Origin of the sequence: Candidatus Berkiella cookevillensis (assembly GCF_001431315.2) — a bacterium.
GTDB classification, from domain to species: domain Bacteria; phylum Pseudomonadota; class Gammaproteobacteria; order Berkiellales; family Berkiellaceae; genus Berkiella_A; species Berkiella_A cookevillensis.
Window position 1 is genome coordinate 1,519,115 of record NZ_LKHV02000001.1, and the last position, 15,525, is coordinate 1,534,639.

Annotated in this window: 12 protein-coding genes; 10 read left to right on the top strand and 2 right to left on the bottom strand. The window is 37.7% G+C overall.

Annotated elements, in window-relative coordinates:
• Window positions 1–37: 37 nt before the first annotated feature.
• The 6 genes from CC99x_RS06425 to CC99x_RS06450 all read left to right on the top strand — a co-directional run bounded on the left by CC99x_RS06425 (window position 38) and on the right by CC99x_RS06450 (window position 7,867).
• On the top strand, window positions 38–376 hold the full coding sequence (locus tag CC99x_RS06425) for a hypothetical protein (RefSeq protein ID WP_141651855.1): 339 nt from the start codon (window positions 38–40) through the stop codon (window positions 374–376).
• A gap of 232 nt (window positions 377–608) precedes the next feature.
• Window positions 609–2,285, top strand: coding sequence for an ankyrin repeat domain-containing protein (locus CC99x_RS06430; RefSeq protein ID WP_057622527.1), 1,677 nt, complete (start codon window positions 609–611; stop codon window positions 2,283–2,285).
• A 272-nt stretch (window positions 2,286–2,557) separates the two neighbouring features.
• Window positions 2,558–4,501: a hypothetical protein gene (locus CC99x_RS06435; protein WP_057622525.1), complete on the top strand. Its 1,944-nt coding sequence runs from the start codon at window positions 2,558–2,560 to the stop codon at window positions 4,499–4,501.
• 266 nt (window positions 4,502–4,767) lie between these two features.
• Complete coding sequence (locus tag CC99x_RS06440) at window positions 4,768–5,739, top strand: sigma-70 family RNA polymerase sigma factor (RefSeq protein ID WP_057622523.1); 972 nt, start codon at window positions 4,768–4,770, stop codon at window positions 5,737–5,739.
• A 105-nt stretch (window positions 5,740–5,844) separates the two neighbouring features.
• Window positions 5,845–7,140 carry a DNA recombination protein RmuC gene (locus CC99x_RS06445; protein WP_235528018.1) on the top strand — a complete coding sequence of 432 codons (1,296 nt, stop codon included), beginning with the start codon at window positions 5,845–5,847 and terminating at the stop codon, window positions 7,138–7,140.
• Between the two features lie 28 nt (window positions 7,141–7,168).
• Window positions 7,169–7,867: a hypothetical protein gene (locus CC99x_RS06450; protein WP_057622521.1), complete on the top strand. Its 699-nt coding sequence runs from the start codon at window positions 7,169–7,171 to the stop codon at window positions 7,865–7,867.
• Between the two features lie 9 nt (window positions 7,868–7,876).
• On the opposite strand, the gene CC99x_RS06455 is transcribed toward CC99x_RS06450, so the two are convergent.
• Window positions 7,877–8,797, bottom strand: a complete 921-nt coding sequence (locus CC99x_RS06455) for a DMT family transporter (RefSeq protein ID WP_057622519.1) — start codon at window positions 8,795–8,797, stop codon at window positions 7,877–7,879.
• 189 nt (window positions 8,798–8,986) lie between these two features.
• On the opposite strand from CC99x_RS06455, the gene CC99x_RS06460 reads away from it, so the two are divergent.
• From CC99x_RS06460 to CC99x_RS06470, 3 genes are all read left to right on the top strand, one after another.
• On the top strand, window positions 8,987–10,144 hold the full coding sequence (locus CC99x_RS06460) for a YiiX/YebB-like N1pC/P60 family cysteine hydrolase (RefSeq protein WP_077065309.1): 1,158 nt from the start codon (window positions 8,987–8,989) through the stop codon (window positions 10,142–10,144).
• A 458-nt stretch (window positions 10,145–10,602) separates the two neighbouring features.
• Window positions 10,603–11,394, top strand: a complete 792-nt coding sequence (locus CC99x_RS06465) for an alpha/beta hydrolase (protein WP_057622517.1) — start codon at window positions 10,603–10,605, stop codon at window positions 11,392–11,394.
• Window positions 11,387–11,887, top strand: coding sequence for a YchJ family protein (locus tag CC99x_RS06470; RefSeq protein WP_057622516.1), 501 nt, complete (start codon window positions 11,387–11,389; stop codon window positions 11,885–11,887). Before CC99x_RS06465 ends, CC99x_RS06470 begins: the two co-directional genes overlap by 8 nt.
• An 8-nt stretch (window positions 11,888–11,895) precedes the next feature.
• On the opposite strand, the gene CC99x_RS06475 is transcribed toward CC99x_RS06470, so the two are convergent.
• The gene (locus CC99x_RS06475; protein WP_057622513.1) at window positions 11,896–12,978 is read right to left on the bottom strand and encodes a hypothetical protein; all 1,083 of its coding nucleotides are present in this window, start codon (window positions 12,976–12,978) and stop codon (window positions 11,896–11,898) included.
• A gap of 581 nt (window positions 12,979–13,559) precedes the next feature.
• Between CC99x_RS06475 and serA the strand changes: the two genes are divergently transcribed.
• Entirely contained in the window at window positions 13,560–15,446 is a 1,887-nt protein-coding gene (serA, locus tag CC99x_RS06480; RefSeq protein ID WP_057622511.1) for a phosphoglycerate dehydrogenase, read from the top strand.
• Window positions 15,447–15,525 lie beyond the last annotated feature (79 nt).

Consider the following 15,525-nt stretch of genomic DNA (forward strand, 5'->3'; position numbering starts at 1 on the left):
CAACCAGGTTAATCAAATGTTTTTGAGCGATAAAAGAATGATAATACCCGCATCAATACGCTGTCCTTTAAAATCTCCAGAGCAAGTAGAGAGCATTGATGTAAAACATCATGTGAGAGCTTATGATGGCGATCATCCTGCTATGAGTCCTAGTATGATGAGGATCTATGAAATACTCAGCGCAAACAATGCAAATCAAAATCTTTGTGTCTTAGAGCAAAATCATGAAATCCCGACACAAGAACTGAACCAGCAAGAGCAAGAAGCTATCATGACTAAGAGGCCTATTTTGCAATTTAGCCAAACAGAACCCGGCAATGCCTCACGCCGTAATTCTGATAGAACATGCAAGAAGAAAAGAAAAAATCGAATTTAGAACATAGAGCAACCTGAAAAATAACGCTCTAAATAGATTGAACAACTTAAAAAGCAATTAACTTTGCCCTGCCCCCTTCCAAAGAGTTTTTGAATAATTCTCTATAAATTCTACCTTTTATCTGCTCTCTACTGCCGACCAAAAATATCAATAGCAATTATTACTATGCAAATCACAAGCTAAATTTGCTTTAATTTAAAAAGTTAGCCAGGTAGTTTTTAAGAGGAACAAAATGATAAGAAGTTCAAGCGTAAGTAGCCTAGAAAATATAGAATTTTTTTATAATGCGATTATAGAAGGTGATCTTGATGAAGTGAATCGCCTTTTAGAGTTTCCAGCAGTCGTAGATAACATTTCTGCGAATAATAACGTAGCACTTTGTTTGGCAGTTAGAGATGGTCATCTTGATGTCGTCAATCGTCTTTTAGCGTTTCCGGCAGTCGTAGATAACATTACTGCTAATAATAACGCAGCACTTTGTTGGGCAGTTCATAATGGCCATTTTGATGTCGTCAATCGTCTGTTAGAGTTTCCAGCAGTCGTAGATAACATTACTGCTCGTGATAACTACGCACTTCGTGAGGCAGCTGAAAATGGCCATCATGCCATCATCTCTCGATTGATGGAGTTTGAGGCAGTACGTAGAGCCGTATTGGCAGCAGACAATGCAGATGAAAATCTTCGCGCCTTAGCGCAAAACGCAGAAAACTCAATGCGAGCATTAAACCTGCAAGAGCAAGGTATGGTGAATGCATTGCAAAAGCTGTACCCAGATTTAGGCTCAAAAAATATTTCAGTCATAGAAAAAGAATTAAAATCTTTAAGAAATTATCTTGAAAAGCTTTGCAAAGCTAAACGACAGCATTTGATTTTTAGTAGACGTAATTTTCAGTATCAAGTTGATGGTATATATCACCAAGCTTGGCGTTATTTGTTTGCACGCCCAAATCCCTGGATGTCTCCAGAGGCTAATTTTGTAGAGGTTACAGAACAAGGCAGACAAGCCTCCATCGCAAAAAAAGATTGGCATTTATTAGCATTGATTTGGCGAGCATTGACTGATGAGAACATTAAGCTGAATGCCGATAATCTTGCCTTAATAGAGAATGCTCAACGAACAGAAGAAGGCATTGCTAGTTTAGAACTGATTAGAAGCAACTTAATAAAAAGCTTTATATCCACCTTGGCTTTATTGGCTAGAGCACATAATTATGATGACAATCAAAAAGATGATGGCAAGTTAGATAAACCCAGTTGCAGCATGGGTGTGACTCAGCGCTTGCTCACAGGCTTAATCGGCTTGGAGATAGCAGAAAAGCCAGATACAAGACCCATCGGGGTTAATTATTTAGCCGAGCGTTTTAAGGAACAATTAATCACGCATGAAGCCAAAGGATTGTTGCCTAAGCTAAAGACTTTGAGTCATGCAGAATTAGTGCAGCTTCATGAGCTGTTAGATAAATTTATCATGGTGAACGATGCTTCAGCGCAAGAGGAACTCTCATCAACATTGGCATTCGAGTCGCAAGAAGTAGATGCTTTTATTGAAGAGGCAAAGAATTATTACGGCGAGCTTCGTTTCTTAGCCTTAGACAAGCTATCTTACCAAGGAACAGTCTATAAAGACGCAGAAACCTTGATACGAGGCTTGGCTACTCATCCACACATTGCTTTTGCGAATGAAGTTTTTCAATTTGTTGAGCAAGCGCTTGCGCTAAAAGCAGAGCAACAAAACAAAGCTGACACAGATGTGGTTATGACTAAGGCTAATGTTTTGCAATTTAGTGAAACAGAATCAAGCAATGCACGCAATCCTGATAGAACATGCAAAAAAAGAAAAAGAGAAGAAGCCTTTGATCAGGATAGGCAAGAAGAGGAAAATCCGAAGAAGAGAAGAAGGATAGGATAGTTAAGCTCTTCAGTTTAGTACTTTTCTGGAGGTCTTTGGGCCTCCAGCTGTTATCAATAAGAAAAAACATAGCGTTTTTTTCTCTTAGCTTAAAACACTAAATGGCTTAATCTTTATTGATTATATAAAAGCATATACACTCATAACCATATATCCCAACAATCTCTTTGTTTATCGTATATTTGTTACGCCCACCCTATTTTTTAATGCATAATTCCAAAAAAGAATAAAAATAAGACGAGCATAGCAAAGAAACAAATGATGGGAAAAATATGGGGTTCATAGAAGTTAATCTTGATAAAGATATTGATGCTGAAGATGAAAAGGAATTTACAAAAATAGAAGAAACGAAAGAAATAGAACAAGATACTATTTTTAGTCAAGGACACTTAAACAGCACTCCTTTCGTCTATACCACTAAGAGACATACAGAGATTGCTTCTGTTGCTTATCAACTCGTTGATAATTTCCATCATCATGTAAATGCATCTTTAAATGGTACCGCATTTAATGACGCCCAACCTTTTCGCATGTCACATCAAGGTTTAGAACACAGCTCTACAACAAATGAATTATTAACAAGTGTAGGAAAACAAGCATTCGTGCCAGCAATGATGCAACACTTCGCACCACTAATACCCGCAGTGCCATTCATCGCTGCCCCTAAAGCAGCCTTGCCATTTGCAAATGTGCCCTTGTCTCAAGAGGCATTAACCATTGATGAAGCTATTGATGAGTCTCCCTTTGAATTTGTCCTGACAAGAGCGCTGGTTGATTTGCCTGAGCGCGATACGAAGTTTTCTTTGAGTGATTTAGATCAAGGATATTACACACATACCTTTGAAAATATATTAAATGAAATAAAAATCAAAGACACAGCACAAAATATTATGGATACAAACACCACCCAATGGAACGGATTGGTTCACATTGCAAAAGAAAATAGATTTACAGACAGCGCCGTGAACACAATTATTTTAGAGCTTCACACTCAAAACTTGGTTAAAAAGCTTCAAGCACCTGATTCATCACCAGAGAAAGATGCACTTATTGATCAACTAGTAGATATTATTTTTGATGAGCAATACATTACTGCCTATGAACTCTATGAGACAATTGCAGATCTCCTTGAAGAAGATGCGTGGTTAGATATTGCAAAAGAAGCTTTTCATATTGACTATGATCTTGCTATTGAGGACGAGCAATATCTCCTTGGAGAATTCTTAAAAGTAAAATTCTCTGAAACAACGCTTCAATCAATGCTGGATGAGTTTTTAGAGGATGTAGAAAATTTTAATTTTGATCATTATATATTAGAGGCTGAAATTTTAGACCTCAATCCAAGTGAATCAGCAGATTCAGTACAACAACTTTCATTGCAAGAAAAATTAGAATATCGTGATTTCTTAGAAGAAATTATACCACGAATCAAAAGAGATCAATTATTGATTGCAAATGGCGAAACCGATGATTTACCAGAGACAGATGAATTTATCGATACTGTAGAAACAGATTCTGAAGATGAGGTTAATATTACTACATTTTCAGACATCTACAATAAAATTGCCGATATGTTTGATAGCATTTATGGCAATGGCGCATTTGAAAGCATTCCTGATAATACAAGCGATTTGCCCGCTGGAAATGATGAAATAGAGCTAACGCATACAGAATTAGAATACAAGGTTGATAACTTGTTTGCTCGCATCATGAATTTATTAGGCAATACGGATGATACAGATGTAGAAGAATTCTGTGAGATCGCACCCGAACATCAATGGGATAGTTATGATACCATCGATCTTGCACATGAACCTGTTTCTATTTCTCTAGATAATTATGAAGAAATGATGGGTCTTCCTGATCCTCGCGTTTCTTCTAGTATTGTCTACAATCCTCTTTCTGAAGATATAGATGTGCCGGAAAGTACATTTGAAGATGTTTCTTATGATGCACTCCTTGAGCGGATGAGTCGCATTGAAAAATTACACGCAGAAGCATATCCAATAAGCTTGGATGATACATTTGAAGATTCTGATTCCTTACTGCTTGATAGTAGCTCTGATACCATCTCTTTAGATCTAAACACTCTGCTTGGCAATCTATCAACAACACTAATAGAGTCAGCGCCTTTTGACATGACGGCATTCTTTTATCCAACAAATGAAAGTGCTGTAGATTTTAATGATCTGTTCCCGGCAACAATCTTATTTTAGTATGATATAGTCACAGCACATGAGTTTTCGGGTAGGCGTCAAGCCTCGAGCAACCGGAGTGTACATAAAAGTACATGAGGATTGCGAGAGGGCGAAGACAACACCCCCGAAAACTCATGTGCGAAGACTATATAGTCGCTTTTATATATAGCACAAGGATGTGACTTTTTATTCGTGTAAGATTAAAGTATTTTTCTGCCCCACCGATAAACAAATTAATGCTTATTGTTCAGATATTCATTGTTTATTTATCCAGGGTGACGGAAATGTATGATAAATGGCACAACTATTCAAAGTCAAACGCTCAAACGCATGAAGCGCCAACTTCATCATCGCCAGTAGAAGCAGAGATCGTTACGCCAGATTTTTCTCCTGGCACTGTTAGCTCAAATGATGAAGAAGAAATAACCGTCGATTTAATTGAACAATATCTAAAAGAAATTAGGCATATCCCCTTGCTCACTAAAGAAGAGGAAATACAATATGCGCGCCTTGTACAACAAGGTGATAATGCTGCTCGTAAAAAAATGATTGAATCAAATTTACGTTTAGTGGTAAAAATTGCGAGACGCTATCTCAGAAGTGATCTACATATCCTCGATCTCATTGAAGAGGGAAATCTAGGTCTCATGCATGCTGTAGAAAAATACGACCCAGAAAAAGGCTTTCGTTTCTCTACCTATGGTGCATGGTGGATTCAGCAAAATATTGAACGCGCTATCATGAACCAAGGTAGAACAGTTCGTGTCCCCGTACATGTTGTGAAAAAAATTAATTCTTGTTTTCGCATGAAAAGAGAATTGTCTAAGGCACTAGAACATGCGCCTACCTCAAAAGATTTAGCTGAAGCGCTGTCAAAATCAACCAGCGATATTGAACACATGATGGTACTAAGTGAAAAAGTGCTTTCAATTGATAGCCCCTCTTCTGATTACTTTGACAGAACGATGCTAGATACCTTGAAAGATGAAAACTCAGACGATCCTTTTGTTTCTTTCATGGAAAAGAATTTATCCAACCAGATAAATCAATGGCTTAATCACCTTTCTCCTAAACACAGAGAAATCATTGTTAAACGTTACGGACTCTGTGGTTCTGAGCCTAAAACACTTGATCAAACTGGATTTGAAGTAGGCTTAACACGCGAAAGAGTCAGACAACTTCAGACCGAAGGCTTGAAACAATTAAAGCAATTTATTGAAGCTGATGGTGAAAATAAAACATCTTTATTTATTTAAGAAAGAGAGTACGAACTAAATAATACACTCCTCCCATTAACGCTCGAATTTTTTGTGGCATCTGCGATATAATCTTCTATACATTTTTTAGTATTTGATCGCCACATGAATAATTATCTACTTTATATTACCATGGCCTGTAATTTATCAGCCCTTGTATGGCTTTTTTATAAACATGCCAAACTTGCAAAAAATCTATCCTTCTTACTTACACAACATTTTCAACAATTTCAAAATCACTTTAATCAACAACTTTCTCAAGAAGTTGACAAACTGAAGACACAGCAACATACACATACGCAACAATTATATGAAACACATTTAAAATCTCAGCATTTGCAAAATGAATCACTACAAAAACTTATGCATACGCTTCAATCACAACATGAAACAAGCATTCATAAGCTTCAAGTTGCGATTGGTGAAAACTATGCCCACCAACACAAGCAACTGCATGAGGTATTAACACATTCTACAAAACAGCTACACGAGCAATTTAATATTTTAAATCAATCGACTGAACGCCACATGATTCAAATTAATCAATCGATGGAAACACATCTTCTCAAGGGCTTTGAAAAAACCAATGAAACCTTTAGCAGCATTATCCAACGCCTTGCAATCATTGACGATGCGCAAAAGAAAATTACTGACCTATCACAAAATGTTGTCAACTTACAGGACATTTTGAAAGATAAACGTTCCCGTGGTGCCTTTGGAGAAATACAACTCAAAGCACTCATCGATAATTTATTACCCGAACAAAGTTATCAATTCCAATACACGTTATCCAATGGTGCACGCGCAGACTGCACTTTATTCTTACCCAACCCAACGGGAAATATTGTTATTGATGCTAAATTTCCTTTAGAAAATTATCAAAAAATGACTGATTTTGAGGAAAACACACAAGGAAAGATTGAACTAGCGCGCTTATTTAAACAAGACATTAAAAAGCACATCCAGGATATTAGTTCTAAATATATTATTCCCAATGAAACCGCTGAAGGCGCCATTATGTTTATCCCTGCTGAAGCAGTTTTTGCAGAAATTCATGCACACCACCCTGATTTGGTTGAACTCGCTTACCAAAAGAAAGTCTGGATGACCTCCCCCACTACGTTAATGGCCATCTTAACAACCGCACAAACTGTTTTAAAAGACGATGCAACTAAAAAGCAAATACATATTATTCAACGGCATTTAAAACTCTTGGCTCAAGATTTTGGGCGATTTGAAAAACGTATGGAAAATTTATCTAAACACTTACAGCAAGCTAATATAGATGCAGAACAAGTCAATACCTCTGCAAAGAAAATTGCTAAGCAATTTACACTTATTGAAAATGTTGAATTAGCGCATGAGCAATTATCTTGCCTTGAAGCCCAAGAAATAGAGTAACAATATTTCCGTAATGAGGAGAATACCCATGCAAAAAGGCATAGATACCCCAAATGCACTCTTAAAAAAATACCAAGAAAGGTTAAGCGCGTCACAACGTGCGCTTATTGATAATTTTATGGAAACGGTGGGATTTGAGATCACTTCTTGGCAACCTACATTTTCACAAAGCGAGATGGAGTGTGACACTATTCATAATATTGAACTTTTATTAACAAAATGGTTTTGCATTATTGAAGAAAACATTCTCGATATACTCGAGGAGATTCCCAATAGAGACACACAGGCAGGTGAACTGCATACTTGGTTTGTGGCCTTTGATAAAATAATGACCAATCATCCAACAGAGTCAGCCAAAGATAAGTGCAAATTTATGCGCCAATTGATGGCTGCTGTAGATTATAATCTCTCTTTTATAGTCGCTTGTGCCCATTCTGTTGCAAATTGCCCATTCTTCGATTTTACAGCCAATTATCCAAAACTGATTCTCGAACTCAAAAATGTGCATGAAAAAGATCCAGATAACGCTAGCTATCTTTACCCAAAAGCCATAGAGACACTCATTCGCACTTGGGCGAACTCGCACGCAACTCTATTATTGATGCGCTTTGCACCTTGTGTCACCACGCAATATGGACAATACTCTCGGCAACAACCCATTCTCCAAGTTGAGGATACCGCCCCCGGTACACTGCCTAAACTACGGCGTCACAATTCTTTTTCCTAAAGTACCCTGCTAAAGACTTGAGTCTGATCGCTTAATATTCCAAGCGATCAGCACAAAGACAATCATTATGGTTGAAAGCGCCCAAAGCTTTGGCAATTCTGTAAAGGCAAGGTAGCCCACAATGCTGTTAAATAAGAATCGGCAAATATCAAAGGGGGCTAAAAAAGTAATTTCAGCAAAGACCAATGCCTTACTCACACAATAAATAGCAAAAACAGTTAGCAATCCAGCAAGTGACAACCACCCTAAATGAGCTATGCTAATGGGTGTCCATTGTGACAGAGCAGGAATAAAGGATACGGGAATAATAAATAACAATAATGATAAAGTGAGCATGCGTGCACCACAGCCTCTTTGCGCAAGCAATCGTGTCGTGATTTTAGCAACGGCAAAACAAAAAGCAGAAATCAATACAAACAAAACCCCCAGACTATTGGCTTGATTCGCTTTTAGCACTTCTACTGTCTGCATAATAAAAAGAGTTGCGATAAAACTCACGCTGATCAAAGCAATGCGAATAATATTCAAGTTCTCTTTCAAGACCCAATTTGCAATCAACACCCCCATAATAGGGCCAACAATACTCAAAGCAACCGCATCTGATAGCGGCAAATAAAATAAAGCAAAATACCAGGTGATAACAGCAACCCCAGAAAAAACACCTCTGAGGAGGTGAATCGGTATATGTTTCAGCTGCCAAGCAGCAGCACTTTTAAAGTACCATGGCAGCAGTATTAGAAATGCAATTAAATCTTGGAAAAATACAATTTCATAAACAGGTAAAGCAGGAATATCGCTGGCAACCCCACCCGATAAATAACGCGCAACACCATCTAATCCTGCATAGCAAGCAAAAGCAGCTATTTTCCAAGCGGCTCCCATCCATGCATGATGTGATTTTGGGGTTCTAATCTGCTGAATTGCCTGCAAAAGTGCCTCTCATTTTAAAAAAGAGCATATACACGAAGCTCTTTTATTTTTGAAATGAGTATAGGGACAGTTGTCTCTATATTCAATTGTTAATTCCTAAACGCCTACATCGGTCAAAGGCAAACTAAGCTATGATCATCTAAACTTTATTAATAAGGGCTATAACTTTTAATTTATTCAGGAAACTTAATGTTTCGTTCCCTTAAAGAATCTATTATCCATTGGATCACATATGAACCACCGCCCAGTGGCTTTCCACTCTGCGATTTTGAACGCATTCGCTATGAAGTGCGCCCTTCTGATGTATTACTCATTGAAGGCAGAAGTCGGGCAAGCACGGTGATTAAGCAAATAACCCAAAGCTCTTGGTCACACTCCTGTATTTATATTGGTCGATTACACGATATTGACGATATTCAGCTGCGCCAAGAACTGGCAGAGCATTTTACAGGCTCTCCCGATGAACAATTAGTCATTGAGGGTTACCTAGGGAAAGGAACCATCGTCAATCCCCTGAAGAATTACAAACAAGATCATATACGCATTTGCAGACCCAGAGGCTTGTCTCGAAAAGACGCCCAAAAAGTTCTAGAGTACGCTATTTCGCAAATAGGGACAGAATATAATACACGACAAATTTTTGACCTCGCACGATTCTTAGTGCCGTGGAGCATTTTACCGAGCCGTTGGCGCTCTTCTTTATTCGAACATCATGTCGGAGAATCAACTAAAACTGTATGTTCAACCATGATCGCTGAAGCTTTTTCTTCTGTAGAATTTCCAATTTTGCCACTGATTAAACAGCATGAAGAAACGGGTATTGAGCTTATTCAAAGAAATCCCAAACTCTATACACCACGCGATTTTGATTATTCTCCTTTTTTTGAAATCATAAAATACCCTTTCATAGAACTCTCTGATAGTCCAAATTATCGTAATTTACCCTGGAACAGAACAGGATTAGTAAGTTCTGATGGGCAATCTGTCGAAGAAACGCCGATACAATCTAAGAAAAAAAATAAAAATAAGCAGAGTGAAAAAATCAAAAATATCACAGAGCCACTTTCTTCATCAGAATTAGAAAAAGAACCAGAAAACAAGGCAGTGCAAACAGAGAGCCTTTTCTCTGAGTCAGAATTGAATCCTGAATTGAATAATGACCAAACAGCGAAGCTACATATTGAAGACACAGTGCTGAATACGGATAACGAGCCTGCAAACCACCTTAAAGAACCACCTCATACGGAAGACACTGTAGAAAAAATAGCAATAGCAGAAGAGAAGCCATCAAAAAGCTTACTCCAGCGCATAACACCCTCCATTCCAATCAAACTCTCTAAAGGCTAAAGAGAATACAATCTGGCTAATCAAGACAAATTGGATACCAGTCTTTACTGGCATGACACAATATATGAGAAATTTGTAAATTAACCAACTATGCAGGTGATGAGCGGACTCTCCCCTGTATTTATCTAACCTCACCCGCCCTACGGGCACCCTCTCCTGTCAACAGGAGAGGGAAAGTGCCGTATATCATTATTCAACTCAAAAAAACATCCTACAATTACAAACTATGTGCTTGCTCGTCCCTCTCCTAATTTTAGGAGAGGGTGGCTGAAAGCCGGGTGAGGTTAACAAAAAATTTAAAACAGCTCATCACTAAGTGCCGTAAAGCAGATTTCAGCTCAATTTTAGGCATCAACTTGCATTTTAATACAGCGTATAAAAATTGCTTGATACCACATAGCATGGTTCCTACAATAGATTCACCCTACTTATTGTTTTAGTTAAAAATCTTGAAATTCATGACCCAGCAATTCATTTCTCTTTTGCAGTATTGTGTTGTTTTCTACATAGTCTTAACAGCACTATTTTACTTGTTGTCTGACTTTATTATTTTTCAACCGCCTCAACCACCTCGATATCATTTGAATTCCAATATTCAGTTTGTTACCTTGGCCAATGGTGGAAAAATTGCAACGACTTATTATGAAAATCCTCACTCAAAATACACCTTGCTCTATAGCCATGGTAATGCAGAAGATTTAGGCACATTACAAGCTTATCTGTATTATTACTTTCAACGTGGATATTCTATTCTTGCTTATGATTATGAAGGCTATGGCTTAAGCAGCGGAAAAGCATCAGAACAAAATGTTTATCAAAACGTCGAAGCTGTATTTAAATATATGCAAAACGACTTAGGCATTTCTGCAGATCGCATTATTGTGCATGGTTCTTCTTTAGGCTCAGGCCCAAGCGTTCACTTGGCATCAAGACATAAAGTAGCAGGTCTTATTTTAGAAGCCCCCTTCGTCTCTACCTATAGAGTAAAAACAAGATTTCCTCTCATTCCTTTTGATAAATTCGTCAATATCAAAAAAATAGCACAAGTCAAAGCCCCTCTTCTTATCATTCATGGTAAAAGAGATACTATTGTGCCCTTTTGGCATGGTCAAAAATTAATGCAAGCCGCTAATCGACCCAAAACCTTTTTCGAAGTAGAATATGCAGGCCATAACGACCTCATCCAAGTTTCGGGTGCAGCTTACTGGCAAACAATTGAAACTTTTGTAAATGGCTTAAATCATGAATGAACCAATGACTTCAGATAAATTTTCCTGTTACTGCTGTAGTGGAAAAAATTACCAAGAATGCTGTGAGCCTTATCACCTCGGTACATTGCTCCCTGACACCCCTGAACAATTAATGCGCTCACGCTATAGTGCATTTGCTATAAAAGACATGGTTTATATTGAAACGACCATGAAAGAAAAAGCACTGCATTCTGCCGATCTTGAGCAAACAGAAGAATGGCTTAAGCACATTAACTGGAAAAAGCTAAGCGTCATCAAAAGTGAATCACCCCAAGCATCCTCAGGGATTGTTCATTTTATTGCAGAATACGAAGAAAATGGGCAAGAACGACGCCTAGAAGAAATAAGTGAATTTAAGAAAATTGCAGGTAGATGGTATTACGTCCATGGACGCCAACTTAATCCACAACAAGCGCAAGCCAAAAATAAAATTGGCAGAAACGATCCCTGTCCTTGCGCAAGTGGAAAGAAATACAAGCACTGCTGTAGTTGAGGTGCCCCCTAAAAACTAAGATTTGAGTTTTTTCGCGAGTGATTATTGTTCTCAACAATAGGATCGCCACCTTCTGGTGGTGGAAAATCTATATGCAAAGCCTTAAGTCCCCATTCTTCCGAGCTAGATTGTGCTGATTTGCTAAATACTAAAGATTTATCTTTTGCTTCTGCAGGAATGCTGCTTGAAACGGGCTGTTCACTCTCAAGCTGTAGTGCTTCTAATTTCTCTACCAATGAATGAGCTTCCATGCTTGAATCTGATTTTGCTATTGGAACAGTTGAAGAAGCAACTTTTTTTTGTGCGGCTGAGTGTTTTTTTTGTGCATCAAAATCATCGGCGGCTTCAGAATCGGCTGTTGACTCCATTGATGCAGTAGTACCTTGTAGAGCATTCCACTGGAACGATATTAATGCTTGAATGCCCGCACATGCTTCTATCGCAAGCAGTAAATCCGCTTGATGCTCATTTATAAGAGATAAAAATGCATATGGCTGCCCATGAAAATAGGCATAGTTTAGTAATGTCCAACCATTAGGATGATATGCATTTCTTGCATTTACCGAAACACATGATTTGTCTAAGAATGCAAAAACGCTTTGCCAATCATCATATTCTGCCGCACGAAAGAGTGCTGCTTCAGCACATAAAACCTGATAGGTTTTTGCTTTATATCTTTCAATCAATGTTTTTGTATTGACCAAATCACTGTCCTGTTTTGCCCAGTCTAAAATGCTTCTATAACTAGAACGATAAGGCATTATATAATTCGAAGTTAGCCAACCATGCTCAATCAAATGAAGGATCAGTGGCCATTTTTTGTTCTGAATCAAATGTTCCATTGTATGTGGACTGGGATGCTGACAAGCACCAGGATAATGACGTAACCGAGCAATAATCTCTATATTACCTTGAAACAAAGCGTAATCTACAATTGAATTGGATGGTGCAGAAGGAAAGGCAGCTTCCCGTATATTTGCAAGCTCAGGATGCTGATCGAGCATCTTAAAAACATCGACCCATTTACGCTTGTGTATCAACGCAAATAATGTATCAGCCAAAGGTTTTCTAGGATCTTGAAATCTCAGCATTTTATCCCCACTTATCTATATTAGAGAGCAAGCACACTTCTCATTTTATTGGCTATAATTACATAGTTCATTCGAAGAATCTATGCATAATAAAGCTGTTAGTCTAAATAAAAAACAAAATATGGGTAAGATAATTAACTTTTTGTCAAAAAAAAGGTTGAATTTCCATGAGGCGAGAAATTCAACCTTACTGTAAAAAGCAAAATTATATGAGGCTTAATTTTGCTTAGGCATTTAAACTGGTTTCTTCATCCTATCTTAAATGCTATACCGCTATTATACTTATTAAGATTTTTATCCATATCAGAAAAAGTCTTAGTGATGAGCGCCACAAGAGATACAAAAAAGTTAATTGCATGATTATTAATAAATAATAGACAATTTAAGTCATTAGAAGCTAGATGAATGGATTAAATAAGCGGATGAATCTGTTATTCTCAGCATCTTAAGAGCATGATTTTCTGGTGCATCAGGCTACGTTGCATTGTTTAAACTTTCTTCTGCATATACACTTGAGCAATATTACAGCTTCTACTTTCTTCTGTGCTTTAATAATAACTTAACAAAAAAACGATAATAATATGAATAATAAAATTTTTATTTTTGATTTTGATTCCACTTTTATTCAAGTAGAAAGTGTCAGCATTCTAGCAGAAATCACTTTGGCAGATCATCCCAACAAAGCGAATATAATGAAAGAGATCGACGCCTTAACCGAACAAACCATGGCTGGGTTATATTCTTTTTCAGAGGCTTTGCAACAACGCTTGCATTTATTTTCATTGCATCGCACACATATTCAAAAAGCAATTGAAATCCTCAAAACTAAAATAACCCCCTCTATTCAAAAAAACATTGCTTTCTTCAAACAATACGCCAACCAAATTTATATTGTTTCTGGTGGTTTTTATGAAATTATTCTTCCCATTGTTAAGTCTTTTGGGATACAAGCAGATCATGTTTTTGCAAATCATTTTTATTATAACTATGAAGGTAAGGTTGTAGGCCTAGATACAGAAAACCCACTTGCTCAAGATCAAGGAAAAATAAAGTTACTGAAAAAATTAAATTTTGTACCTGAACACACCACGATTATTGGCGATGGCTACAATGATTATGAAGTTAAAGAGGCAGGCTTAGCGGGTACCTTCTACGCCTTTACAGAAAATATTAGCCGTGAAGCCGTTATTAAAAATGCAGATGCCATCATTCATAACTTAGATGGTTTATTTTTACTTTCCGATATCGCTTATCAACCTCAAGATAGAAACAAAAAAGTATTACTGCTTGAAAATATTCATGAAAGCGTACGCTTATTTTTCCAAAACAAAGGCTATGAAGTCATCAGTGAAAAACATGCATTACCAGAAAATGAGCTTATCAAAGCATTAAGCGATATTCATATTCTTGGCATTCGCTCTAAAACAAAAGTCACTGCCACTGTGCTTGAGCATGCCCCCCAATTAGAAGCCTTAGGTGCCTTTTGTATTGGCACCAATCAAATAGATCTCCCCAAATGCCAACAACAAGGTATTGCCGTGTTTAACGCACCTTATAGTAATACCCGCAGTGTTGTTGAACTCACCTTGGCTGAGATGATACTCCTGATGCGAAGAGGTGTTGCGTTGAATCGAAAACTGAACCAAGGTATTTGGGATAAATCTGCTGAAGGCGCTCATGAAGTACGTGGCAAAACACTCGGCATCATTGGCTACGGCAACATTGGTTCACAACTTTCTATCTTGGCAGAAGCCATTGGCATGCACGTTATTTTTTATGATATCGAAGAAAAATTACCTTTAGGCAACGCGCGCGCATTATCCAGTATGGACAAAGTTTTGTCACGCGCAGATGTTGTCTCTATGCATGTAGATGGTCGTAAGGAGAATCGGCACCTTATTGGAAAAAGAGAATTTGAAAGCATGAAACACGGTGCTATCTTTTTAAACTTGAGTCGTGATTCTGTCATCGATGAACAAGCACTCTTAGAGGCACTTCAATCAGGTCATGTGAAAGGTGCTGGCATTGATGTATTTCCCAATGAGCCACATCAATCTGGTAGCACTTTTCATTCTAAGCTTTTAGACCATGATAATGTCTTTCTTACCCCTCATATCGGTGGCAGCACGATGGAAGCACAAAAACATATTGGTGATTATGTTTCTAAGAATTTACATTCATATACCTCGCATGGTACTTCCAGCGGCAGTGTAAACTTTCCTCAAATTGATTTACCCGCTATTGAAAGCGATCATCGTATTATTCACATACATAAGAATACACCAGGCGTGTTAGCAAAGATCAATGGCTTGTTGGCAAGTTTCCAAAACAACATTGAAGGTCAGTTCTTAAAAACCAATGAAGACATTGGTTATGTAATCACTGACATTAACCACCAAGTTAAAGATGAGCTGATAGAAGAACTGAAAAAAATTCCTAATACGATTAAAGTAAGGAAATTGAGCTGAGACGCGCTTCATGCCACTTAGTGAGAGCTGTTTTAAATTTGTATTAACCTCACCCGGCTTTCAGCCACCCTCTCCTAAA